Below are 22266 nucleotides of genomic sequence, written 5' to 3' on the forward strand. Positions count from 1 at the left end.
CCCCCCTGCGGGAACTAGGTAAAGCCTCAGTAAGTTGCATGAGTGGGCCCTACGATCGCTTGGGCCCGCTTACACAGGCTGATTCAGCCGCTTCACACGACCGCGAACTTCGAGGTGCGCACGTTGGCTTTCCAGATGCCGGACCGCGGCGGAGGCCCGACCGGGCCACGGATCAGAGTGGGCCGGCCGTCCAGACGTGCCCGGACCCTGCTCATGACACTGGGCATTTTGGCCGTTCTGGCCATGATGTTCGTCATGTTCGCGGGGTTCTGGACCGACTGGCTCTGGTATCGCTCGGTGAAATACTCGTCCGTTTTCACCACCACCCTCTGGACCAAGATCGGCCTGTTCGCTGTCTTCGGTCTGCTGATGGCGGCCGCCGTCGGCGTGAACATCTGGCTGGCGCACCGGCTGCGACCGCCGCTGAGCGCGATGTCGCTGGAGCAACAGAGCCTCGACCGTTACCGGATGGGAATCGCCCCGTACAAGAAGTGGGTGCTGCTCGGGATCACCGCCCTGGTCGGGCTGATCGCGGGCGCCTCCGCCTCCGGGCAGTGGCGGACCTGGCTGATGTGGGTCAACGGTGTCTCCTTCGGTCAGAAGGACCCGCAGTTCCACATGGACGTGAAGTTCTACGCGTTCGATCTTCCCTGGTACCGCTTCATGCTCGGCTTCGGGTTCGCCGCCGTCGTACTGGCACTGATCGCCGCCGCGTTGACCCACTATCTGTACGGAGGGCTGCGCGTCACCAGCCCCGGCGCGCGGGCGACGGGCGCGGCCACCGGCCATCTCTCGGTGCTGCTCGGTGTCTTCGTCTCGCTCAAGGCCGTGGCGTACTGGCTGGACCGGTACGGGCTGGCGGTCAAGGCGAGCGACTTCAAGGCCACGGGCAACTGGACGGGCCTGCGGTACGTCGACGCCAACGCCTACCTTCCGGCGAAGACGATCCTGTTCTGCATCGCCGCGATCTGCGCCGTGCTGTTCTTCGCGACGCTCTGGCGCCGCACCTGGCAGCTGCCGGTGATCGGCTTCGGTCTGATGGTCCTGTCCGCCATCCTCATCGGCGGTCTCTACCCGGCGATCGTCCAGAAGTTCCAGGTCCAGCCGAACGAGCAGGCCAAGGAAGCCCCGTACATCGAGAAGAACATCGATGCCACACGCGCCGCGTACGGCATCGACGACGCGGACGTGACGGACTACTCCGGCAAGGGCGACCCCGCCAAGAAGTCGCAGCAGCGTGAGGCGGCGGACTCCGCCGCCAGCTACCGGCTGGTCGACCCGAACGTCGTCTCGCCCGCCTTCCAGCAGCTCCAGCAGGAACGCAAGTACTACCAGTTCCCGGACACGCTGGACGTCGACCGCTACCTCGGCCCGGACAAGAAGCCGCAGGACACGGTCATCGGTCTGCGCGAGCTGAACATCACCGGTATCCCCAAGCGCAACTGGATCAACGACCACTTCACCTACACCCATGGGTACGGAGCGATCGCGTCCAAGGGCACCGGCACGGTCACCAACGAGAACGACGGCACGATCGGCGCGCCCGACTTCACGGAGTCCGGCCTGCCGACCACCGGCCAGCTCGGCACGTACGAGCAGCGGATCTACTACGGCGAGAAGACACAGCAGTACTCGATCGTGGGCGGCCCGCAGAAGGAGCTCGACTACGAGAAGAACGGGGAGAAGACCACCAGCTATCAGGGCAAGAGCGGGGTCGATCTCTCCAACCCGGTCAACCGCGCGGCGTACGCGGTCGCGTTCAGCGAGCCCCAGATGGTCTACTCGGGCGCCATCGGCGAGGGTTCGCGGATCCTGTACAACCGCACACCGAAGGAGCGCGTCGAGGCGGTCGCTCCCTGGCTGACCATCGACGGCGACGCCTATCCCGCCGTGGTCGACGGCCGGATCAAGTGGATCGTCGACGCCTACACCACGACGAACGGCTATCCGTACGCGTCCCGTACGACGCTCGGCGACACCACGGCCGACTCGCTGACCAACAACCAGCGCGCGGTCGTCGCACAGCAGAACCAGGTCAACTACATCCGCAACTCGGTGAAGGCCACCGTCGACGCGTACGACGGTTCGGTCAACCTGTACCAGTGGGACACCGAGGACCCGGTCCTCAAGACCTGGATGAAGGCCTTCCCCAACACGGTGAAGCCGAAGTCGGACATCAACCCGGAGCTGCTGGCCCACCTGCGCTACCCGCAGGACATGTTCAAGGTCCAGCGTGAGCTGCTCACCCGCTACCACGTCACGGACGCCGCCCAGTTCTACAGCGGCTCCGACGCCTGGCAGGTGCCGGACGACCCGACGAACAAGGACAGCAGTGCGGTCCCGCCGTACTACCTGAGTCTGAAGATGCCCGGGCAGTCGGCCCAGAAGTTCTCGCTGACGACGACGTTCACACCCAACGGACGTCCCAATCTCGGGGCGTTCATGGCGGTCGACGCCGACGCCACCAGCGACGACTACGGCACCATCAGAGTCCTGAGAGTGACGTCCACGGTCCAGGGACCCCAACAGGTGCAGAGCGAGTTGAACGGCGTGCCCGAAGTCGCCGAGTTCGTACGGAACCTGAGAGGTACCGACTCGGACATCGAGTACGGCAACCTGCTCACCGTGCCGCTCAGCGGCGGCTTCCTGTACATCGAGCCGGTGTACGCCAGGGGTGGCAGCGCGAACTATCCGCTGCTGAAGAAGATCGCCGTCTCCTACGGAGGCAAACCGGTCTTCAAGGACAGCCTCTCCGAGGCGCTGAACGCGGTGTTCGGTGTCGACGGCGCCGAGCCGCCACCGGAGACGGAGCCACCGGGCGACGGCACGACGACGCCGCCCGCCACCGGTGACGCCGCGCTCAAGAAGGCCATCGCCGACGCCCAGAAGGCGTACTCGGACGGTGAGGCCGCCCTGGCGAAGCAGGACTGGGTGGCGTACGGGAAGGCCCAGGAGGCCCTCCAGGACGCCCTGGCGCGCGCCGCCGAGGCGGAGACGTCCGGCGGGACGCCGGCCAAGCCCCCGGCCGGCGGGAGCGACGACAGCAGCTGATCAGTAACCACCCCGCGTCGTGGTACGGTTGGGACACAACGACGCGGGGTGGAGCAGCTCGGTAGCTCGCTGGGCTCATAACCCAGAGGTCGCAGGTTCAAATCCTGTCCCCGCTACTGACGAGGCGAAGGCCCGGATCCGATCAGGATCCGGGCCTTCGCTCTGTGTTGTGATGCCGTCGTACCTGTTCGTGGCCGGTCCGTGACCCCCTGTGGGGTGAAGTGCGTGGCGATGGAGGGGAGTTGGCCCGAGAGGCGTTTGACTTGTCTCTCTGTGGGCATGTCGACAAAACGCTGAAGTGACCTTGCTGGCCGCGATATACCAGGTGTACGCGGGTAACAGGTGGTGCAACGATGGATTTTATGGGGGACAGGGCAACTCTGTTGGAGACAGGGCGGTTTGTACAGGGACAGGTGGACAAGTCCGCGGAGGGCGAGAACTCCCGGGGCGTGACCGGTGCCACACCCGCCGGCGGCCCCACGGAGAGCGCCGACGCCGAGACCGAGGCGCGCCACCGGCGTGCCGCCGACGGCGGCGACGTCGCGTCGATGAGCGTCCTCGGCGCCCTGCTGCTGCGCCGCGGTGACCTGGACGCCGCCGAGAACTACCTGCGCTCCGCCACCGCCGGGGGCGACCGCGCCGCCGCCAACAACCTGGGTGTCCTCCTCCACCAGCGTGGCTACACCGAAGAGGCGTCCGGCTGGTGGCGGGTCGCCGCCGTCGCCGGTTCGGCCGCGGCGGCGCACGCGCTCGGCAGGCACTACCGCGAGCAGGGCGACGAGCCCGCCGCCGAGTACTGGCTGCGGCAGTCCGCCGAGCAGGGGCACGCGCTGGGCGCCTACGCGCTCGCCGACCTGCTGGAGCACCGCAGCGACGTCGGTTCGGAGCGGTGGCTGCGGGCCGCCGCCGAGCAGGGGCACCGGGAGGCCTCGTACCGTCTCGCGCGCGCACTGGAGCGCCGGGCGCGCCAGGCCGCGCGTACGGGCAACTCCGTCCGCGCCGTCATCACCGGCAACGGCCCCCGTGACCGTACGGGCGACGGCGCGGACTCCGGTGTGCGCAGGGCGCCCGTCGGCATCGGGGGCGGCGGTCCCGGTACGGGCCCCGGCGCCGAGGCCGACGCCGGGCAGTCCCTCCTGGCCGAGGCCGCCCAGTGGTACCGGCAGTCGGCCACGCGCGGGCACCGCCGCGCCGCGCTGCACCTCGGCGCGATCCTGGAGGGCCGCGGAGAGCTGAAGGAGGCCGGCCGCTGGTATCTGACGGCCGCCGAGGACGGCGAGGCGCGGGCCGCCTGCGCCCTCGGCTTCCTGCTGCGCGACGCCGGTGACGAGGAGAGCGCCGCCGTCTGGTGGCTGCGCGCCGCGCAGGACGGCGACGGGAACGCCGCCAACGCGCTCGGCGCGCTCCACGCCGCGCGCGGCGAGCAGCAGACCGCCGAGCGCTGGTACCGCGCGGCGATGGACGCGGGCGACGTCAACGGCGCCTACAACCTCGGGCTGCTCTGCACCGCCCAGGACCGTACGGCGCAGGCCGAGCAGTGGTACCGGCGCGCCGCGTACGCGGGCCACCGCGAGGCGGCGAACGCCCTGGCCGTACTGCTTCTCCAGGCCGGTGACCCGACCGGCGCCGAGCCGTGGTTCTCCAAGGCCGCCGAGGCGGGCAGCGTCGACGCCGCGTTCAACCTGGGCATCCTCTACGCGGGCCGTGACGACGACCGTGCGGCCCTGCTCTGGTACGAGCGGGCGGCGGCGGCCGGGCACACGGAAGCGGCCCTCCAGGTGGGCATCGCGTGCCTCAGGGACGGTGACGAGCAGGCGGCGGAGCGGCATCTGCGGTGCGCGGCCGGCGGCGGCAGTACGGAGGCGGCCTTCCGGCTCGCGACCGTCCTGGACGCGCGGCAGCCGCCCCAGGGCGCGCCGGCGCTCGGTGAGACGCAGCCGGAGAAGACCGAGTGCGAGCAGTGGTACGAGCGCGCGGCCGAGCACGGTCACCGCCGTGCCCAGGTGCGGGTCGGGATGCTGGCCGCGGGCCGCGGCGACATGACGGACGCGGCGCGCTGGTATCGGGAGGCGGCCGAGGCGGGCAGCCGCAACGGCGCCTTCAACCTCGGGCTGCTGCTGGCCCGTGAGGGCAGCGAGCGGGAGGCCGCGCTCTGGTGGTCCCGGGCCGCGCAGGCCGGCCATGGCCGCGCGGCGCTTCGGCTCGCGCTGCTCGCGGCCCGGCGCGGGGAGCTGACCGAGGGGCAGCACTGGTGCGCCCGCGCGGTGGAGCTGGGCCCTTCCGAGGTCACGGAGCGTGCGGCGCGCCTGCGCGAGGCGCTGCACCAGGAGCTGACCGCCTGAGCGGCGGCCCGTCCGTCCCCCTCTCCGTCCCTTCGCCCGACCGGCGCCGAAACAGGGATTTGCGCTGGTCGACGGGGTGACGTAATGTCGAGTTCACCGACGCGGGGTGGAGCAGCTCGGTAGCTCGCTGGGCTCATAACCCAGAGGTCGCAGGTTCAAATCCTGTCCCCGCTACTCAGAAGGACGAAGGCCCGGATCCTGCTCAGGATCCGGGCCTTCGTCGTGTTCGGTCATCGTTTCGCGCTGCTCGGTGTGGTGCGGGGCCGGCCGTGCGCGGTGGGTTCAGGCCTGTGCGCAGTTCGGGCAGGTGCCCCGGTACGTCACTTCTACGTCCGAGATCGCGAAGCCGAAACGCTCCGCCGCCGGCAGGTCGGCCAGCAGATCGCCCGTCGGGTGCACGTCGCGGATCGTGCCGCAGTGCGCGCAGACCAGGTGGTGGTGGGGCCGGTGGGCGTTCGGGTCGTACCGCTTGGCGCGGCGGTCCGTCGAGACTTCGAGAACCTCGCCGAGAGTCACCATCTCGCCCAGCGTGTTGTAGACGGTCGCCCGGGAGATCTCCGGGAGTCTGGCGACGGCACGTGCGTGCACCTCGTCGGCGGTGAGGTGGACGTGCTCCCCGTCGAGGACCTCGGCCACCACGCGCCGCTGTGCGGTCATCCGCCAGCCACGTTCGCGAAGTCGTTCCAACAGGTCACTCATGAGGGTCAGCTTAACAGTGAGGGTCCCCAGATCCTGAATGAGTGTGAAGTTGGATCCTTACTTGACTTAGACAAAGTCCATCGTAGGATCGCTACTGGCAATCGCCGAGCGACAGGTTCGGCGGGTATGACGCAGGAGGCGTACGTGACGCAGGGACCGCTCACCACGGAGGCCGGCGCGCCGGTGGCCGACAATCAGAACAGCGAGACGGCGGGTGTCGGCGGTCCCGTTCTGGTGCAGGACCAGGCTCTTCTGGAGAAGCTCGCCCACTTCAACCGGGAGCGCATCCCGGAGCGGATCGTCCACGCGCGCGGCGCCGGCGCGTACGGCACCTTCACGCTCACCCGTGAAGTCTCGCAGTGGACGCGTGCCAGGTTCCTCTCGGAGGTCGGCAAGCAGACGGAGACCTTCCTGCGTTTCTCCACCGTCGCGGGCAACCTCGGCTCCGCCGACGCCGTGCGCGACCCGCGCGGCTTCGCGCTGAAGTTCTACACCGAGGACGGCAACTACGACCTCGTCGGCAACAACACCCCGGTGTTCTTCATCAAGGACGCCATCAAGTTCCCCGACTTCATCCACACCCAGAAGCGCGACCCGTACACCGGCAGCCAGGAGGCCGACAACGTATGGGACTTCTGGGGTCTGAGCCCCGAGTCGACGCACCAGGTGACCTGGCTCTTCGGCGACCGCGGCATCCCGGCCACGCTGCGCCACATGAACGGGTACGGCTCGCACACGTACCAGTGGAACAACGAGGCCGGCGAGGTCTTCTGGGTCAAGTACCACTTCAAGACCGACCAGGGCATCAAGAACCTCACCACCGACGAGGCCAACCAGCTCTCGGGCATGGACCCGGACAGCCACCAGCGCGACCTGCGCGAGTCCATCGAGCGCGGTGAATTCCCGTCCTGGACCGTCCAGATCCAGGTCATGCCGGCGGCGGAGGCGGCCAACTACCGCTTCAACCCGTTCGATCTGACCAAGGTCTGGCCGCACGAGGACTACCCGCCGGTCGAGATCGGCAAGCTGGAGCTCAACCGCAACCCGGAGAACATCTTCGCCGAGGTCGAGCAGTCGATCTTCAGCCCGGCGCACTTCGTGCCCGGCATCGGCCCCTCGCCCGACAAGATGCTCCAGGGCCGTCTCTTCGCGTACGGCGACGCCCACCGCTACCGCGTCGGCATCAACGCCGACCATCTGCCGGTGAACCGTCCGCACGCCACCGAGGCGCGGACGAACAGCCGTGACGGCTTCCTGTACGACGGCCGCCACAAGGGTGCCAAGAACTACGAGCCGAACAGCTTCGGCGGCCCCTTCCAGACGGACAGGCCGCTCTGGCAGCCGACCCCGGTCACCGGCGCCACCGGTAACACCGAGGCCCCCAGCCATGCCGAGGACAACGACTTCGTGCAGGCGGGGAACCTCTACCGGCTGATGTCGGAGGAGGAGAAGACGCGGCTGATCGAGAACCTCGCGGGGTTCATCTCGAAGGTCTCGCGCGACGACATCGCCGAGCGTGCGATCAACAACTTCCGTCAGGCTGACGGAGACTTCGGCAAGCGGCTCGACACCGCGGTCCAGGCCCTGCGCGGCTGACGGCCCTCGCCGATGAAGGGGTGGAGGCCGGGTTCCGGGACGGATCCGGCCTCCACCGTTTTCCGCACACGTCCGCGTTTCCACACACGTCCGCTCGGCCCGGCGCCCGGCCGCGTTCTCCCCGGCCGGGCCGCGTGGCCGCGGCTCCGGTTCAGCCGGTCAGCGCCGTCGGGCGGCGCCTCGCAGGTGCCCAGCAGCGGATGATGTCGCGCACGGACACGATGCCGACCGGCCCCCGGTCGTCGCAGACGATCAGATGACGGAAGCCGCCGTGGGTCATCGCCTCGGCCGCCTCCTCCAGCGTCCAGACCGGTGAGGCGTACACGACCTCCGTGGTGGTGTGCGTGCCGGCCAGCTCGGCCTCGGGATTCTGTCCGGCGCCGATCGAGATCAGGATGTCGCGCTCGGTGAGAATCCCGAGCCCGCTGGTCTCGGTGTCGAGCACCACTGCGGCGCCGACCCGGCGCTCCGCCATCAGCTGCGCGGACTGGCGGAGTGTATGGGTGGGCCCGATGGTGAGGACCACCGTGCTCATGGCGTCACGGACGAGCATGGATGGAGCCACCTCCTCGGTGAACCGGTCCCTCTGCTGGAGAACGGATTCACAAGTTCACAAGTGGGGGGACTTTCAGAGTGACACCGGCACGGTCTGTCAACAAGGGGGCGGACGGAGCGATCTACCGGCGTGCGGCGATCGGAGTCCCACGCCCCTGACGCCCCAAGGGCTCTCGTTCCCTCGAATGGCCCATCGCCCACCGAATTAATTTTTCCGGACGGCCGCGGGGACGGGGGAACGACGGGTCGCCGTCAGTAGCGCTGGTTCAGGTAGCCGAGCAGCTCCTCGTGCAGCACCCCGTTCGACGCCGCCGCGTTTCCGCTGTGCGGCCCCGGGCGCCCGTCCAGACCCGTGAACCGGCCGCCCGCCTCCTGGACGATGATCGCCGGCGCCGCCATGTCCCAGAGCGACAGCTCCGGCTCCGCGCACATGTCCACCGACCCCTCGGCGACCATCATGTACGGCCAGAAATCGCCGTACCCGCGCGTACGCCAGCAGGCCCGCGTCAGATCGAGGAACCCGTCGAGACGGCCCTGTTCCTCCCAGCCCTGCAGCGACGCGTACGCGAAGGAGGCGTCGCCCACCCGCGAGACCTTCGAGACGCGCAGTCGGGTCGCCGAGGAGAGGCTGCGGCCCGAGTAGGCGCCGCCGCCCTTGGCCGCCCACCAGCGGCGCGCCAGCGCGGGCGCGGACACCACGCCGACCACCGGCTCGTAACCGCCCTCGCCCGCCACCATCAGAGAGATCAGCGTCGCCCAGACGGGCACACCGCGTACGTAGTTCTTGGTGCCGTCGATCGGGTCGATCACCCAGCGGCGCGGGCCGGTGCCCTCGATCCCGTACTCCTCGCCCAGTACGGCGTCCCGGGGGCGGGCGCGCTGGAGATTGCCGCGGATCAGCTCCTCGGCCGACTTGTCGGCCTCACTCACCGGGGTCATGTCCGGTTTGGTCTCGACCTTCAGATCGAGGGCCTTGAACCGGTCCATCGTCGCGGCGTCGGCCGCGTCCGCGAGGACATGGGCGAGTCGCAGATCATCGTGGTAGTCGGGCATGGTCGTCACAGTATCGACAGCGTCCAAGATCGGGCTACGGCCCAGGGGCCGCCGGGACCTGCTCACGGTCCTCTTGACAGCGCGCGAGGCTGCGTCAACTCTGAGTGCGGAGCCGAACGGCCCGGGAGGCAACGATGCCTACAGCGCGTGAAGCCCTACTCAACGCCGCTCTTTCGGCGCTCACGGACCAATCCTGGTCCGCCGTCAGGATGGTCGACGTCGCGTCGGCCGCCGGGGTCTCGCGGCAGACCCTGTACAACGAGTTCGGCAGCAAGGACGGTCTCGCCCGCGCGCTGGTACGGCGGGAGGCGGACCTGTATCTGCACGGCGTCGAGCGGCTGCTGACCGAGCCGGCGGACCCCGTGGACCGGCTGGTGTCGGTGGCCGAGTGGACGGTGGCCGAGGCGCGCTCCAGGCCGCTGCTGCGCGCCCTGCTCACGGACTGCTGGACCGACCGCCACCCCGCGCCCCGGCCCGTGCGCGCCGAGGCCCCTCCGGGCGGCGCGCCCGCCCAGCGCCGCGCGGACGCCGGGCCGCCCGCGCCGGCGGATCTGGTGGCGGCGGTACGGAACCGGGCCATGGCCGCGCTGGACCCGGGGCGGCCGGACCGCCGGGGCCGTACGGAGCCGGGTGGGCCGCCGCGTACCGAACCGCTGCGCGTACAGGCGGGACGGGTGCAGCGGGCGCGCGTCGAGCAGGCACGGGCGGATCAGGCGCGTGCGGAGCAGGCTCGGGCCGAGCGGGGACGTACTCCCCAGCACCGCAGACCGGAGCGCGCCCGGCCCGATCAGCCCGGCGCCGTCCCGTTCCGTGCCGCCGAGCCCCTCCTCCGTACGAAGGACGACTCCGCCGAGCTCGCCTTCCGCTGCGAACTGGCCGTACGGCTCGCTCTCGCCCATGTCGTCGCGCCCGACGGCGAGTCCGTCGGGCGGCTGGTGCGCGCGGCCGTCGCCGGCTCCGTCGCGGGGGTCAGTGCTGGGACGAGCCCGAGAGCTGGAGGCCGATGACACCGATGATGACCAGCGAGATCGAGACAATCTTCAGCGTGGAGACCAGGTCGTCGAGGAAGACCATCCCGTAGATCGCCGTACCGGCCGCGCCGATGCCCGTCCACACCGCGTACGCCGGTCCGACGTCGAGCTTCTTGAGGGAGAGGGTCAGCAGGCCGAAGCTGGCGAGTGCGAAGACCGCGAAGGCGATCGTCGGCCAGAGCCGGGTGAATCCGTGGGAGAGCTTGAGACAGACGGCGAAGCCCGTCTCCAGCAGCCCTGCGACCACGACCAGCAGCCACGCCATCGTTAGTGCCTCCCGCATCGGTGACCGCGTCGTCGTCGGGCCTCGGTAATCCCTGCTAGACCTTGCCAGGACTTGGTGAGTTTATGCACTCGCCAAGGCGCGCGACGGGCAAACGTGACGTGATCAGTCGCCCTCGCGTCGTTCCCTGGTCGAGAGCAGACGGCGCAGTGAGTCCAGCCTCGACGGGTCCGCGTGCCCCTCGGCCACCCACGCGTCCAGCGCGCAGTCCGGTTCGTCGTGGCTGCATCCGCGCGGGCAGTTCTCCGTTCCCGGCACAAGGTCCGGGAAGGCCAGGATGACGCGCGAGGGGTCGACGTGGTTCAGGCCGAAGGAACGGATGCCGGGGGTGTCGATCACCCAGCCGTCCGCCTTCTCCAGCGGCAGCGCGAGCGCGGAGGTGGTGGTGTGCCTGCCGCGCCCCGTGACCGCGTTGACCTGGCCGGTCGTCCGGCGGCGCTCGTCCGGCACGAGCGCGTTGACCAGCGTCGTCTTGCCGACGCCGGAGTGTCCGACGAAAGCGGTCATCCGGTCCGCCAAATACTCCCGTACGCGGTCGGCCGCCTCGCCGGTCTCCAGTTCGTCCCGCCGGGTGACGACGTATCGGATGCCCAACGGACGGTAGGTCTCAAGGAGTTCGTCCGCCGACGCGAGGTCGGACTTGGTCAGGATCAGCAGCGGTTCGAGGCCGGCGTCGAACGCGGCGACCAGACAGCGGTCGATCAGACGGGGCCGCGGCTCGGGGTCGGCGAGCGCGGTCACCACGGCGAGCTGGTCGGCGTTGGCGACGATCACGCGCTCGTACGGGTCGTCGTCGTCCGCCGTGCGCCTCAGTACGGAGCGGCGCTTCTCGATCCGTACGATGCGCGCCAGGGTGTCCTTCCTGCCGCTGAGGTCCCCGACGAGCCACACCTGGTCGCCGACCACGGCCGCCTTCCGGCCCAGCTCACGCGCCTTCATCGCCAGTACGACGGTGTCGCCCACCAGACAGGTCAGCCGGCCGCGGTCGACGGTCAGCACCATCCCCTCGGCCGCGTCCTCGTGCTTGGGGCGGATGTTGGTGCGCGGTCGGTTGCCCTTGGGGTTGGGGCGGGAGCGGATGTCGTCCTCGTCCGGATTCTTGCCGTAGCGGCGCATCGCGTCAGGCTCCCGCTCCCGCGAGCATCTCGGTCCACATCCGCGGGAAATCGGGCAGGGTCTTGGAGGTCGTCGCGACGTTCTCGATCTCCACACCGGGGACGACAAGGCCGATGATCGAGCCCGCCGTGGCCATGCGGTGGTCGTCGTAGGTGTGGAAGACACCGCTGTGCAGGGGGCGCGGACGGATGTGGAGGCCGTCGGCGGTCTCGGTGACGTCGCCGCCGAGTTCGTTGATCTCCTTGGTGAGGGCGGCCAGCCGGTCCGTCTCGTGGAGCCGCAGATGGGCGACGCCGCTCAGGGTGGACGGGCCGTCGGCGAGTGCCGCGACGGCGGCGATGCCGGGGGTCAGTTCGCCGACCTCGCCGAGGTCGATGTCGATGCCGTGGATCCGGCCCGAGCCGCTGAACGTCAGCCCCTGCTCGGTCAGTTCACAGGAACCGCCCATTTCGGTGAAGATCCTGCGCAGCGCGTCACCGGGCTGTGTGGTGCGGGTCGGCCAGTCGCGTACGGTCACCCGGCCGCCGGTCACGAGGGCGGCGGCGAGGAACGGCTGGGCGTTGGAGAGGTCGGGCTCGACCGTCAGGTCGCGGCCGAGCACCGCGCTGGGGGAGACCCGCCAGACGTTGGGCTCGCCGCCCGTCTCCGGCTCGTCGACCTGGGCGCCGACACCACGCAGCATGTCGACGGTCATCCGGATGTGCGGCAGCGAGGGGAGCGTGGCGCCCACGTGCCGTACCTCGACGCCCTGGTTGAAACGGGGGGCGGAGAGCAGCAGCGCGGAGACGAACTGCGACGACGCGGAGGCGTCGATCTCGACGGTGCCGCCGTCCAGCGCACCGCCTCCGTGCACGGTCAGCGGGAGCGATCCACGGCCCTCGTCGTCGATCCGGGCGCCGAGGGTCCGCAGCGCGTCGATGACACCGTGGAGCGGGCGTACGTAGGAGCGGGGGTCGCCGTCGAAGTGGATGGGGCCGTCGGCGAGGGTCGCGACGGGCGGCAGGAAACGCATGACCGTGCCCGCGTTGCCGACGTCGACCGTCGCGGGGCCGTGCAGACCGTTGGGGAAGATCCGCCAGGCCTCTCCGGTGAACGACGGGCTGCCCGCGCCGCGTACGGGCGTCATGGAGCCCGCGGCGACCGAACTGGAGGAGACCGTCTCCTCGATGCCGACGCCCATCGAGCGCAGGGCGTCCGCCATCAGCAGGGTGTCGCGGGAGCGCAGGGGGCGGCGCAGCCAGCCTGGTTCGGCGGCGAGCGCGGCGAGGACGAGGGCGCGGTTCGTGACCGATTTCGAACCGGGCACGGTGACCGTCGCTTCGACGGCCCCGCTCGCGTGAGGGGCGGGCCAGAGGGCAGGGTGCACGGCGCTTTCGGTCATGGTCTTTACTTTAATGGCTGCACAACGGCCGCGATCCCGATCAAATACGTTGAAATCGGGGCGTAATACGAAGGTGATATGGGAGCGTCGGGCCGACGCGGCGCGGCTCCGCGCCCGTCCTACAGGCCCAGCAGCCAGGTGCCTCCGCCGATCAGCGAGCACAGCGAGACGGCATGGAAGAGGAACAGCCACATCGCGGGCGGCACATGTGTCAGACGTGCGAGCTGGTCGGCGTCGGAGTCGGGGGCGCCGCCGTGCCGGCGCTTGGCCTGAAGCTCGAAGGCCGGCCGTACGCCACCGAGGAGCAGGAACCAGACAGCGGCGTACGCGAACGCGGCCTGCACGTCGGGATTGGTCAGCCAGGAGATCAGCAGGAAGGCCGCACCCGTCACGATGACGGTGAGCGCCCCGTACGCGTTGCGGATCATGACCAGCATCACCAGCAGCAGGGCCGTCGCCAGCCAGAGCAGCAGCGTGATGTGGTGCGCCGCCAGCAGCCAGGCCCCGCCGAGGCCGAGCAGGGACGGGGCCGTGTAGCCGGCCGCCGCCGTGAGGATCATGCCGATGCCGGTGGGCTTGCCGCGGCTGACGGTGAGGCCCGAGGTGTCGGAGTGCAGCCGGATGCCGTCGAGCTTGCGGCCGGTGAGGAGGGCGACCAGGCCGTGCCCGCCCTCGTGGGCGATGGTGACGGCGTTGCGCGACAGCCGCCAGAGGGGGCGCGGGCCGACGGCGGCGAGTGCGACGACGGCGGTGGCGATCACCAGCCAGTCCTCGGGGACGGGCTGGGTGCCGAAGACGCGATCCCACAGGTCGGTTATCGAAGCGGCCGCGAGGGCGCTGGAGTCGGTGCTGATCATCTCTCGGGCGGCTCCTTAGGAGGTTCTGCGTCGTCGCAGTGTGGCACTTGTGCGTGCGGCCGGGGCGCCCGGACGACGACCAGGGCTTTCAAGCCACGTGCGGTCAAGGGCAGTTCAAGTCTTGACGACACCCGAGAGCGGCTGCCATGGTCTAGACCTAGTAGAACATTCGAGTACTGGTAAGCACCGCGACAGCGTGTCAGTGGACCGTCACCCGGACCTCTCCCGCTGTTGATGCAACTGTTCGTGCACCTTCGCGAGTTCCCCACACGCAGTGAGTCCGCCTCGGGTCGGCCACGTCCTCGTACCGGTCCCGTCGGGCGTCACCACGAAGGAGTTGTCATGCACAAGAAAACTCGCCTCGCCCTTGTCCTGAGTGCGGCGGTCGCGCCGATCATCGCCGTCACTCTCCCCGCCCCGGCCGCGTCCGCACACGGCTGGATCAACTCGCCCGCCAGCCGCCAGGACCAGTGCAAGACCGGCGTCGTCTCCTGTGGCGAGATCAAGTGGGAGCCGCAGAGCGTCGAAGGCCCGAAGGGCCTGAAGAGCTGCAACGGCGGTCTCGCGAGGTTCTCCGACCTCAACGACGACGGCAAGGGCTGGCGTCGCTCCAACGTCGGCGTCAACCAGACGTTCAACTGGACGCTGACGGCGCGGCACCGCACGACGACCTGGCAGTACTTCGTCGGTAACACCAAGGTCGCCGAGTTCAACGACGGCGGTGCCACCCCCGGCGCCACCGTGAGCCACAACGTCAACTTCGGCAGCATCCGCGGCAACCAGAAGGTCCTGGCCGTCTGGAACATCGCTGACACCCCGATGGCGTTCTACTCCTGCATCGACGTCAAGATCGGTTGATCGAGGCAGGGTTGAGCTGACGTTCTGTCCCTGTCGGGGCCGGGTTCTCCCCGGCTCCGACAGGGCTTCGTGCTGTTTCTGTCCCGGCGGGCGCGGTGATCCGCGCCCGGCGCCCCGCTCATGGACATCCCCCGCTCGACTGTGACTGCGACTGCGACCACGGCGGCCCGTCCGAGCTGCCGGAGCGACCCCCTCGGACGGCCTGCGATCTGCGAGGCTTGGTGGCGTGTCGGTAGCGTGATCCGGCGCGAGTGCGTCGGTGGGTCGAGGGGTTGGTTGAGCATGTGCGGTCGGTACGCGGCGAGCCGGAGGCCGGAGGATCTCGTCGGTCTCTTCGAGGTCGAGAAGTGGGAGCCGGAGGAGACCCTCGCCGCCGACTGGAACGTGGCACCTACCAAAGAGGTGTACGTCGTCCTGGAGCGTCCGGTGAAGGGCGCCGACGATCCCGCCCCCGTACGGCAACTCCGCACGCTCAAGTGGGGGCTCGTGCCCTCCTGGTCCAAGACGCCCGAGGGCGGCGCCCGGATGATCAACGCCCGCGCGGAGACCGTGCACGAGAAGCCCTCCTTCCGGCGCCCCTTCACCGCGAGGCGCTGTCTGATACCGGCCGACGGCTACTACGAGTGGGTCACCGCCCCCGAGGAGCGTCAGCTGGAGGAGAAGGGCAAGAAGAAGCGGCCCCGCAAGCAGCCGTACTTCGTCACCCCCGCCGACGGGTCGGTCATGGCCATGGCCGGTCTGTACGAGTTCTGGCGCGACAAGACCCTGCCCGACGACCACCCGAACGCCTGGTGGGTGACCTGCTCGGTCATCACCACCGAGGCCGAGACCGGCCCGCTCGGAGTGGCCCCGGCCGAGGGGCCCTCCTCGCTCGCCGACATCCACCCCCGGATGCCGCTGATGCTGACGCCGGACCGGTGGGACGCCTGGCTGGACCCGGCCCGCACCGACCTGGACGACCTGCGCAAGCTGCTGGCTCCGCCGCCGGAGGGGCTGATGCGCGCCTATCCGGTGGCGACGGCCGTCAGCAACGTACGGAACAACGGTCCGGAGCTGCTGGAGGAGCTGGCGGCGCCCGAGGAGAGCACCCTCTTCTGAGCACCGTCTGCCAGGACCTCTTTCTGAAGAGGACGCGCCGCCCGGGCCCGGCGGCGCGTACGGGCGGGAAGCACGGTCCGGGCCGCCCCCGATGTGATCCTGGTGCCATGAAGAGCGAGATCGTCGACACCCCCGCGGGCGACGCCCGTATCACCTGGCACCCTCCCAAGAAGGGGACGCCGGCGCGGATCGTCCTCGCCGTCGGCCATGGCGCGGGCGGCGGAGTCGAGGCGCGCGACCTCCAGGCGCTCACCGCCGCGCTGCCCCCGCTCGGGGTGACCGTGGCCCTGGTGGAGCAGCCGTGGCGGGTGGCAGGGAAGAAGCTGGCGCCCGCGCCGAAGACCCTCGACACCGGCTGGCGGGCGCTCTGGCCGGCGCTGGCGAAGCCCGGCCTGCCCGTCGTCGCGGGCGGACGCAGCGCGGGGGCGCGGGTGGCCTGCCGTACGGCACGGGAGCTGGGCGCCCACGCCGTACTGGCGCTGAGCTTCCCGCTCCACCCACCGGGCCGGCCGGAGAAGAGCCGCGCCGACGAACTGCTCGGTGCCGGGGTGCCGACGCTCGTCGTCCAGGGCGGCAACGACCCCTTCGGGAAGCCCGAGGAGTTCCCCGCGCCCTTCTCGGCCCCGGCCCCGGGTCCGGCCGGTGGTCAAGAGCTGATCGAGGTGCCCTACGGTGACCACTCCTTCACCGTCCCCAAGCGGGCCAAGCTCACCCAGGACGAGGCCCTGACCGTGATCACCGACGGCGTCGGGAAGTGGATCCGGTCACAGTCCGCCCGCTGACGCGGCGGGGCCGCGCACCCGGGAATGTGCGGAGGGCGACGGCTGTTGTGCCGAGTGTCGGTACACAGATCCTGGAAAGGGAGTCCGTCGCATGGGTTCGACCATCTGCCCCGCCCGGTCGCACGCCACCGAAGTGGAGTGGACGGTGCTCTCCGCACCCAGGACCGCGCCTGTTCGGTCGTCGGCCGAGGCGACCACGAAGCCCGCCCCGGCACAAGGTCGACTATTCTCCGATTCGAGTGGGTCCGCCTACGGGCCCGCCACAGCGTTGGAGGAGGTGGGTCCGGTCACTGGGACCGACACAGGGACCGACGACGGCCACAGGGAAGAGTCAGCCGCCGAGCGCAACGCCCGTTTCGAGCGGGACGCACTCGGCTATCTCGACCAGATGTACTCGGCGGCGCTGCGCATGACGCGCAACCCGGCCGATGCCGAGGATCTCGTGCAGGAGACGTATGCCAAGGCGTACGGCTCCTTCCACCAATTCCGTGAGGGCACCAACCTCAAGGCGTGGATGTACCGCATCCTCACCAACACCTTCATCAACTCGTACCGCAAGAAGCAGCGGGAGCCCCAGCGCAGCGCCGCCGAGGAGATCGAGGACTGGCAGCTGGCGCGCGCCGAGTCGCACATGTCGACCGGTCTGCGCTCCGCGGAGTCCCAGGCGCTCGACCACCTTCCCGACTCCGACGTGAAGGAAGCGCTCCAGGCGATTCCCGAGGAGTTCCGCATCGCGGTGTATCTCGCCGATGTAGAGGGCTTTGCGTACAAGGAGATCGCGGACATCATGGGGACACCCATCGGTACGGTGATGTCGCGACTGCACCGTGGGCGCCGGCAACTGCGCGGCATGCTTGAGGACTACGCCCGCGAGCGCGGGCTTGCCCCGGCCGGTGCCGGAGAGTCGTCGGATGATCGGAAAGGCTCGGGCTCATGAGTTGCGGAGAGCCGCACGAGACGGACTGCACAGAGGTCCTTGACCATCTCTACGAGTATCTCGACCGGGAGATGCCGGACAAGGACTGCACGAAGTTCGAGGAGCACTTCGACGAGTGCTCTCCGTGTCTGGAGAAGTACGGACTCGAACAGGCCGTGAAGAAGCTGGTCAAGCGGTGCTGCGGCCATGACGACGTACCGACCGACCTGCGTGCCAAGGTCATGGGACGGATCGACCTCATCCGCGCGGGCCATGTGGTGCCCGAGCGCGACGTGACGGACGTCGGTACCGACCGCACCGCCACCGCCGGGGAGTAGAGGGGCCTCATGGCTCCCCGTACCGCGTCTTGAGCGGTACGCGTGCCCAACCACTGTCACCAGCACGAACGCGTCTACGGGGCGCGCCGCGCACATCGCGGCGCGCCCCGCGTGTGTTTGCCCGCTTATCACCCGAAGGTGCTAATCCCCGCCGTCGGCCCGTGGGCCCGTACCCAACTCGCTAGCCTGGCCATTTGTTTCGAACCGGTGGCACATGGTGAGAGCGGGGTGAAGGCCCGGTGAAGGCCATTCCGGGAGCGGCACGCGCGTACATCTGTTGCGCCGTGCTCGCCGCGCTGGCGTGCGTGCTTCCCGCGTTCGCCCTGCCGGCGTTACGGCCCGGCTCCGCCGGGGGGCCGGGCAGCCTGTGGCCCGCCGTCCTGCTGCTGGGCACGCTGTACGCGCTCTGCGAGACGCCCGCCCGCCGCCCCTTCCCGGGGAAGGAGAAGTCGGGGCGCGGCGCCGTGCCGGTCGTCGCCGGATCGTTCTTCCCCGTCCTGCTCGCCGCCGCGTTCCTGCTGCCGCCCGCCGCCGCCGCGCTCGTGGCCGTTCCCGGCGGGCTCTGCGGCCGGGTCGCGCGGCGGCCTGTCGGCGTCCGCCGGGTATGGCGCGCGGCCCAGCTCGCCCTCGCGACCTGGGCCGCCTCCCTGGCCCACCGGCTCCTCCACGGACCGGCCGCGCTCGGCGGCACCGCGCACCCCGGTCAGGACGGCCCCGGTGTCCCGGACTTCCCGTACGCCCTGCTGCCCGCCGGGGCCGGGGCGCTCGCCTTCTGCCTGGTCCTGAGCGCCCTCGACATCGGCATCCTCGTGACCGCCGAACGGCAGCCCGTCCGTACGGCCCGGCGCGCCCTGCTGCCGCGCGCGCTCGCGCCGTACGGCGCCCACGCCCTGGCCGCACTGATGATGGCGGTGCTCTGGCGCAGCCCGTACGGTCCGCTCTCCGCGCTCTTCGTACTGCTGCCGATGTACATCTCCTGCTGGGTCTTCGCCCAGTATCACCGTGAGCGCGCCGCGCACCAGGCGACCATCCGGGCACTCGTGCAGGCCGTCGACATCAAGGACCGGTACACCCGCGGCCACAGCGAACGCGTCGGCCGGGCGTCGGCGATGATCGCCGCCGAGCTGGGGATGGACCGCGAGCGCCTGGAGGTCCTGCGGTTCGCCGGAATCCTGCACGACGTGGGCAAGCTCGGCGTCCCCACGCGCGTGCTGCGCAAGGACGGTCCGCTGACCGCCGAGGAGCGGCGCGTCATCGAGCTGCATCCCGAGTACGGCCACGAGATCGTGCGGGGCATCGGGTTCCTCGGGGAGGCCAGGCTGGCGATCCTGCACCACCACGAGCGGCTCGACGGCAGCGGTTATCCCTACGGGCTGGCGGGCGCGGAGATTCCCGAGTTCGCCCGGGTCGTCGCCGTCGCGGACGCCTTCGACGCGATGACGTCCACCCGTTCCTACCGGCGGGCGCGGCCCGTGGCGACGGCGGTGGAGGAGCTGCGGCGGTGCGCGGGCAGCCAGTTCGACCCGCGGATGGTGGGGGCGCTCGTCAGCGCGCTGGACCGGTACGGCTGGCAGACGGTCGTCACAGCGGACGAGGCGCACGGCGTGCCGGCCGGTGAGCCGGAGCCGGACCTCGCTCCCTTCCCGGACCCGCTCCCGGAACCGTTCGCGGACGGCCTTCCGGAACCGTTCGCGGACGCCCTCCCGGACGCCTTCCCGGATCTGAGGGCGCCCGCCGTGGCCGGGGCCGCGCTGCTTCCCACGCGGCCCGTGAAGGCCCCCGCCGACCTGCGGAAAAACGTCTCGCCACCGCGCGGGTACGACCCCACGCGTACGGCTCCGGCACCCGGCCGCCCCGGCCGCACCGGCACCTCCGGCGGCCCCGGATGACCGCCCCGCAGGGGCCCGCCGAGACCCGTCCCCGGCACCCCCGCCGCTCCCTCACCCTCCTCGCCGTCCACGGCGCCGCGCTCGCGCTCACCGCGCTCGGCCTCTGGTCCACCCTCTGGCACGGAATCACCGGACCCCGCGACGCCCTCGCCTTCGGCCTCCTCGTCGCCGTCGGAGAGCTCGTCCGCCGGGGCACCCTCGTCGGCGAGCGCGAGCCCGCCCCCCTCGGAGCCGCCGGAGCCCTCGCGTACGCCATGCTCGGCCAGAGCGCGGGCCGGCCCGCCGAGCACGGAGTCCTCCAGACCGTCGCCGTGGTCGTCGCGGCGGTCCTCGTCGGAGCCGTACCCCACCTCGCGCGGGGCCGCGGCCCCGCGCTCGACCATGTCACCCGCCGCGTGCTCACCGTCGCGTTCGCCGCCGTCTGCTTCCAACCGCTCATCACCTCGGGCGAGTTGGGCAAGAGGGTCGGCGAAGGCCCGTACTACGCGCTCCTGCTCCTCGTCCTGCTGATCCTGACCGCGCTGTGCGACGCGGTCCTCGCCGCGCTGATCCTTCGCGCCCGGACCCGCCATCCGTACGGACCGCTGCTCCGCGACGAACTGCGCTCCCTCGCCGGGATCGGCTCCGCCGTCTGCGCCACCGGTGCGGTGATGGCGCTCGGCGTCGCCGTCGCCGGGCTCTGGGCGCTGCCGGTCTTCTGTGTGCCGCTGCTGCTGACACAGCTGTCCTTCCGGCGGTACGCGGCGGTCCGCACGACCTACCGGCAGACCATCGCCTCGCTCGCCCGCGCCACCGAGATCGCCGGATACACCCGCCACGGCCATGCCCACAGGGTCGCCGAGCTGAGCCGCGCGGTCGGGCGAGAGCTGGGGCTCTCCGGGGCCGAGCTGACCGTGCTGGAGTACGCGGCCCTGATGCACGACATCGGCCAGCTCTCGCTCGTCGACCCCGTGCCCGACGGCGCGACCGCCCTGCTGCCGGTCGCCGAGCAGCGCCGGATCGCGCTGCTCGGCGGGGCCGTGGTGCGCCAGACCGGGGTCCCGCCGGCGGTCGCCGTCGTCGTGGAGCGGCAGGCCGACCCGTACCGCGAACAGCCCCTCCCGGCCCGGATCGTCCGCGCCGTCAACGCGTACGACGATCTTGCCGGCGCGGGACCCGGGAGCCCCGGAGGGGCGACAGGGCCGCTCAGCGCCCTGGAGCGGCTGCGCCTCGGCACCGGCCACGACTACCAGCCCGAGGTGGTCGAATCTCTGGCGCGTGTCCTGTCACGTGGTGGTCTGACCCCTGGTCGTGCTGGGTAACCCATGGGTAAGGAGCGAGCGTCCGACCGGGCATGGTTGGATGCGAAGAGGAGTCCAAGAGGGTGTCCGGGGGCACAGACCCGAGCGACCGGCAGGCGGGAATCGTGAAGATCTTCGGGAAGGTACGGCATCGGCCCTCCGCCTCGTGGCGGCAGGCCACCGACCGCGCGTTCACGCTGATCGGCGACGGACGGTACGAGGACGCGGGCGCGCTGCTCACCAGGGCGGCGGATCTGGAGCCCTGGCTCTCCGAGTCCTGGTTCAACCTGGCCCTTCTGCACAAGTTCCGGCACGACTGGGAGCAGGCGCGGGCCGCCGGTCTGCGCGCCGTCGCGCTGCTCGACAAGGAGGCCGGGGCACCCGACTGGTGGAACGTGGGCATCGCGGCCACCGCGCTCCAGGACTGGCCGCTGGCCCGGCGGGCCTGGCAGGCGTACGGCCTCAAGGTCCCCGGCAATCAGTACGCGGCCGCGGCGACCGGTGAGCCCGTCGGTATGGAGCTGGGCAGCGCGGCCGTCCGGCTCTCGCCGGAGGGCGAGGCCGAGGTCGTCTGGGGCCGCAGGCTCGACCCGGCCAGGATCGAGATCCTCTCCATCCCGCTGCCGTCCTCGGGGCGCCGCTGGGGCGAGGTCGTCCTGCACGACGGCGTGCCGAACGGTGAACGCACGACCGCCGCCGGGTCGAACGGCGCGGCGCGGGCCTTCCCCGTCTTCGACGAGATCGAGCTCTGGGCCCCGTCCCCCGTGCCGACCTGGGTGGTGCTGCTCGAAGCGGCGACCGAGTCCGACCGGGACGCCCTGGAGCGGCTCGCGGCCGACGCGGGCTTCGCCGCCGAGGACTGGTCGTCCTCCGTACGGCTGCTCTGCCGGGCCTGCTCGGAGAGCCGGATGCCCAGCGCCGAGGGCGACGGCGAGCACCTGGACCCGCACGACCACAGCGAGCCGGGACATCCCGGGCCGCTCGGCCACCGCACGGAGGGCGAGCTGTGGGTGCCCGAGCGCGAGTGCGGGATAGCCGCGCCCCCCGGACTGGTCCGCGGCCTGCTCGACGGCTGGGTCGCCGACAGCCCGGACACACGTGAGTGGCGGGACCTCGAAGAGGTCTGCTGACGTCGCGACGG

Annotated in this window: 18 protein-coding genes, 2 tRNA genes and 1 pseudogene; 14 read left to right on the top strand and 7 right to left on the bottom strand. The window is 70.7% G+C overall.

Annotation, left to right across the window (positions count from 1 at the left end; all coding sequences use genetic code 11):
* The first annotated feature begins 135 nt into the window (after positions 1–135).
* From ACFWU9_RS28095 to ACFWU9_RS28110, 4 genes are all read left to right on the top strand, one after another.
* Positions 136–3051 carry a UPF0182 family protein gene (locus tag ACFWU9_RS28095; RefSeq protein ID WP_384323296.1) on the top strand — a complete coding sequence of 972 codons (2916 nt, stop codon included), beginning with the start codon at positions 136–138 and terminating at the stop codon, positions 3049–3051.
* 42 nt (positions 3052–3093) lie between these two features.
* Positions 3094–3167, top strand: a tRNA-Met gene (locus tag ACFWU9_RS28100).
* 237 nt (positions 3168–3404) lie between these two features.
* Positions 3405–5393 carry a tetratricopeptide repeat protein gene (locus ACFWU9_RS28105; RefSeq protein ID WP_384323234.1) on the top strand — a complete coding sequence of 663 codons (1989 nt, stop codon included), beginning with the start codon at positions 3405–3407 and terminating at the stop codon, positions 5391–5393.
* A 100-nt stretch (positions 5394–5493) separates the two neighbouring features.
* Positions 5494–5567 (top strand) — tRNA-Met (locus tag ACFWU9_RS28110).
* A gap of 108 nt (positions 5568–5675) precedes the next feature.
* Here ACFWU9_RS28110 and ACFWU9_RS28115 read toward each other — a convergent pair.
* Positions 5676–6092, bottom strand: coding sequence for a Fur family transcriptional regulator (locus tag ACFWU9_RS28115; protein WP_384323236.1), 417 nt, complete (start codon positions 6090–6092; stop codon positions 5676–5678).
* Positions 6093–6218: 126 nt separating this feature from the next.
* Here ACFWU9_RS28115 and ACFWU9_RS28120 point away from each other — a divergent pair, with 126 nt between their 5' ends.
* Complete coding sequence (locus ACFWU9_RS28120) at positions 6219–7688, top strand: catalase (protein WP_384323238.1); 1470 nt, start codon at positions 6219–6221, stop codon at positions 7686–7688.
* A gap of 151 nt (positions 7689–7839) precedes the next feature.
* Here the strand turns inward: ACFWU9_RS28120 and ACFWU9_RS28125 are convergent, their stop codons facing one another.
* Together ACFWU9_RS28125 and hisN are read right to left on the bottom strand one after the other, a co-directional pair.
* Positions 7840–8241, bottom strand: a complete 402-nt coding sequence (locus ACFWU9_RS28125) for a cyclic nucleotide-binding/CBS domain-containing protein (protein ID WP_384323241.1) — start codon at positions 8239–8241, stop codon at positions 7840–7842.
* Between the two features lie 254 nt (positions 8242–8495).
* The gene (gene hisN / locus ACFWU9_RS28130; protein WP_384323243.1) at positions 8496–9296 is read right to left on the bottom strand and encodes a histidinol-phosphatase; all 801 of its coding nucleotides are present in this window, start codon (positions 9294–9296) and stop codon (positions 8496–8498) included.
* 134 nt (positions 9297–9430) lie between these two features.
* Here hisN and ACFWU9_RS28135 point away from each other — a divergent pair.
* Positions 9431–9886, top strand: a pseudogene (locus tag ACFWU9_RS28135) (TetR/AcrR family transcriptional regulator); the annotation flags it as partial.
* Positions 9887–10265: 379 nt separating this feature from the next.
* On the opposite strand, the gene ACFWU9_RS28140 reads toward ACFWU9_RS28135, so the two are convergent.
* From ACFWU9_RS28140 to ACFWU9_RS28155, 4 genes are all read right to left on the bottom strand, one after another.
* On the bottom strand, positions 10266–10592 hold the full coding sequence (locus tag ACFWU9_RS28140; protein WP_189105567.1) for a multidrug efflux SMR transporter: 327 nt from the start codon (positions 10590–10592) through the stop codon (positions 10266–10268).
* 123 nt (positions 10593–10715) lie between these two features.
* Positions 10716–11726 (bottom strand): ribosome small subunit-dependent GTPase A, encoded by a 1011-nt coding sequence (gene rsgA / locus ACFWU9_RS28145; protein ID WP_384323245.1) that lies wholly within the window; start codon positions 11724–11726, stop codon positions 10716–10718.
* Between the two features lie 4 nt (positions 11727–11730).
* Positions 11731–13107, bottom strand: a complete 1377-nt coding sequence (gene aroA, locus ACFWU9_RS28150) for a 3-phosphoshikimate 1-carboxyvinyltransferase (RefSeq protein ID WP_384323247.1) — start codon at positions 13105–13107, stop codon at positions 11731–11733.
* A 119-nt stretch (positions 13108–13226) separates the two neighbouring features.
* Entirely contained in the window at positions 13227–13964 is a 738-nt protein-coding gene (locus ACFWU9_RS28155; protein WP_384323249.1) for a M50 family metallopeptidase, read from the bottom strand.
* A 342-nt stretch (positions 13965–14306) separates the two neighbouring features.
* Between ACFWU9_RS28155 and ACFWU9_RS28160 the strand changes: the two genes are divergently transcribed.
* The 8 genes from ACFWU9_RS28160 to ACFWU9_RS28195 all read left to right on the top strand — a co-directional run bounded on the left by ACFWU9_RS28160 (position 14307) and on the right by ACFWU9_RS28195 (position 22255).
* Entirely contained in the window at positions 14307–14822 is a 516-nt protein-coding gene (locus tag ACFWU9_RS28160; protein WP_384323251.1) for a lytic polysaccharide monooxygenase auxiliary activity family 9 protein, read from the top strand.
* 282 nt (positions 14823–15104) lie between these two features.
* Positions 15105–15920 carry an SOS response-associated peptidase gene (locus ACFWU9_RS28165; protein WP_384323299.1) on the top strand — a complete coding sequence of 272 codons (816 nt, stop codon included), beginning with the start codon at positions 15105–15107 and terminating at the stop codon, positions 15918–15920.
* Positions 15921–16027: 107 nt separating this feature from the next.
* Positions 16028–16702 (top strand): alpha/beta family hydrolase, encoded by a 675-nt coding sequence (locus ACFWU9_RS28170; RefSeq protein WP_384323253.1) that lies wholly within the window; start codon positions 16028–16030, stop codon positions 16700–16702.
* A 277-nt stretch (positions 16703–16979) separates the two neighbouring features.
* Positions 16980–17639 carry a sigma-70 family RNA polymerase sigma factor gene (locus ACFWU9_RS28175; RefSeq protein ID WP_069627276.1) on the top strand — a complete coding sequence of 220 codons (660 nt, stop codon included), beginning with the start codon at positions 16980–16982 and terminating at the stop codon, positions 17637–17639.
* Entirely contained in the window at positions 17636–17956 is a 321-nt protein-coding gene (rsrA, locus tag ACFWU9_RS28180) for a mycothiol system anti-sigma-R factor (protein WP_384323255.1), read from the top strand. Before ACFWU9_RS28175 ends, rsrA begins: the two co-directional genes overlap by 4 nt.
* A gap of 239 nt (positions 17957–18195) precedes the next feature.
* On the top strand, positions 18196–19845 hold the full coding sequence (locus ACFWU9_RS28185; protein ID WP_384323257.1) for an HD-GYP domain-containing protein: 1650 nt from the start codon (positions 18196–18198) through the stop codon (positions 19843–19845).
* On the top strand, positions 19842–21146 hold the full coding sequence (locus tag ACFWU9_RS28190; protein ID WP_384323259.1) for an HD-GYP domain-containing protein: 1305 nt from the start codon (positions 19842–19844) through the stop codon (positions 21144–21146). The genes ACFWU9_RS28185 and ACFWU9_RS28190 overlap by 4 nt, the downstream gene beginning before the upstream one ends.
* 104 nt (positions 21147–21250) lie before the next feature.
* On the top strand, positions 21251–22255 hold the full coding sequence (locus ACFWU9_RS28195; RefSeq protein ID WP_384323301.1) for a tetratricopeptide repeat protein: 1005 nt from the start codon (positions 21251–21253) through the stop codon (positions 22253–22255).
* Positions 22256–22266: the final 11 nt, after the last annotated feature.

Source organism: Streptomyces sp. NPDC058653 (genome assembly GCF_042716895.1).
Lineage (GTDB): Bacteria > Actinomycetota > Actinomycetes > Streptomycetales > Streptomycetaceae > Streptomyces.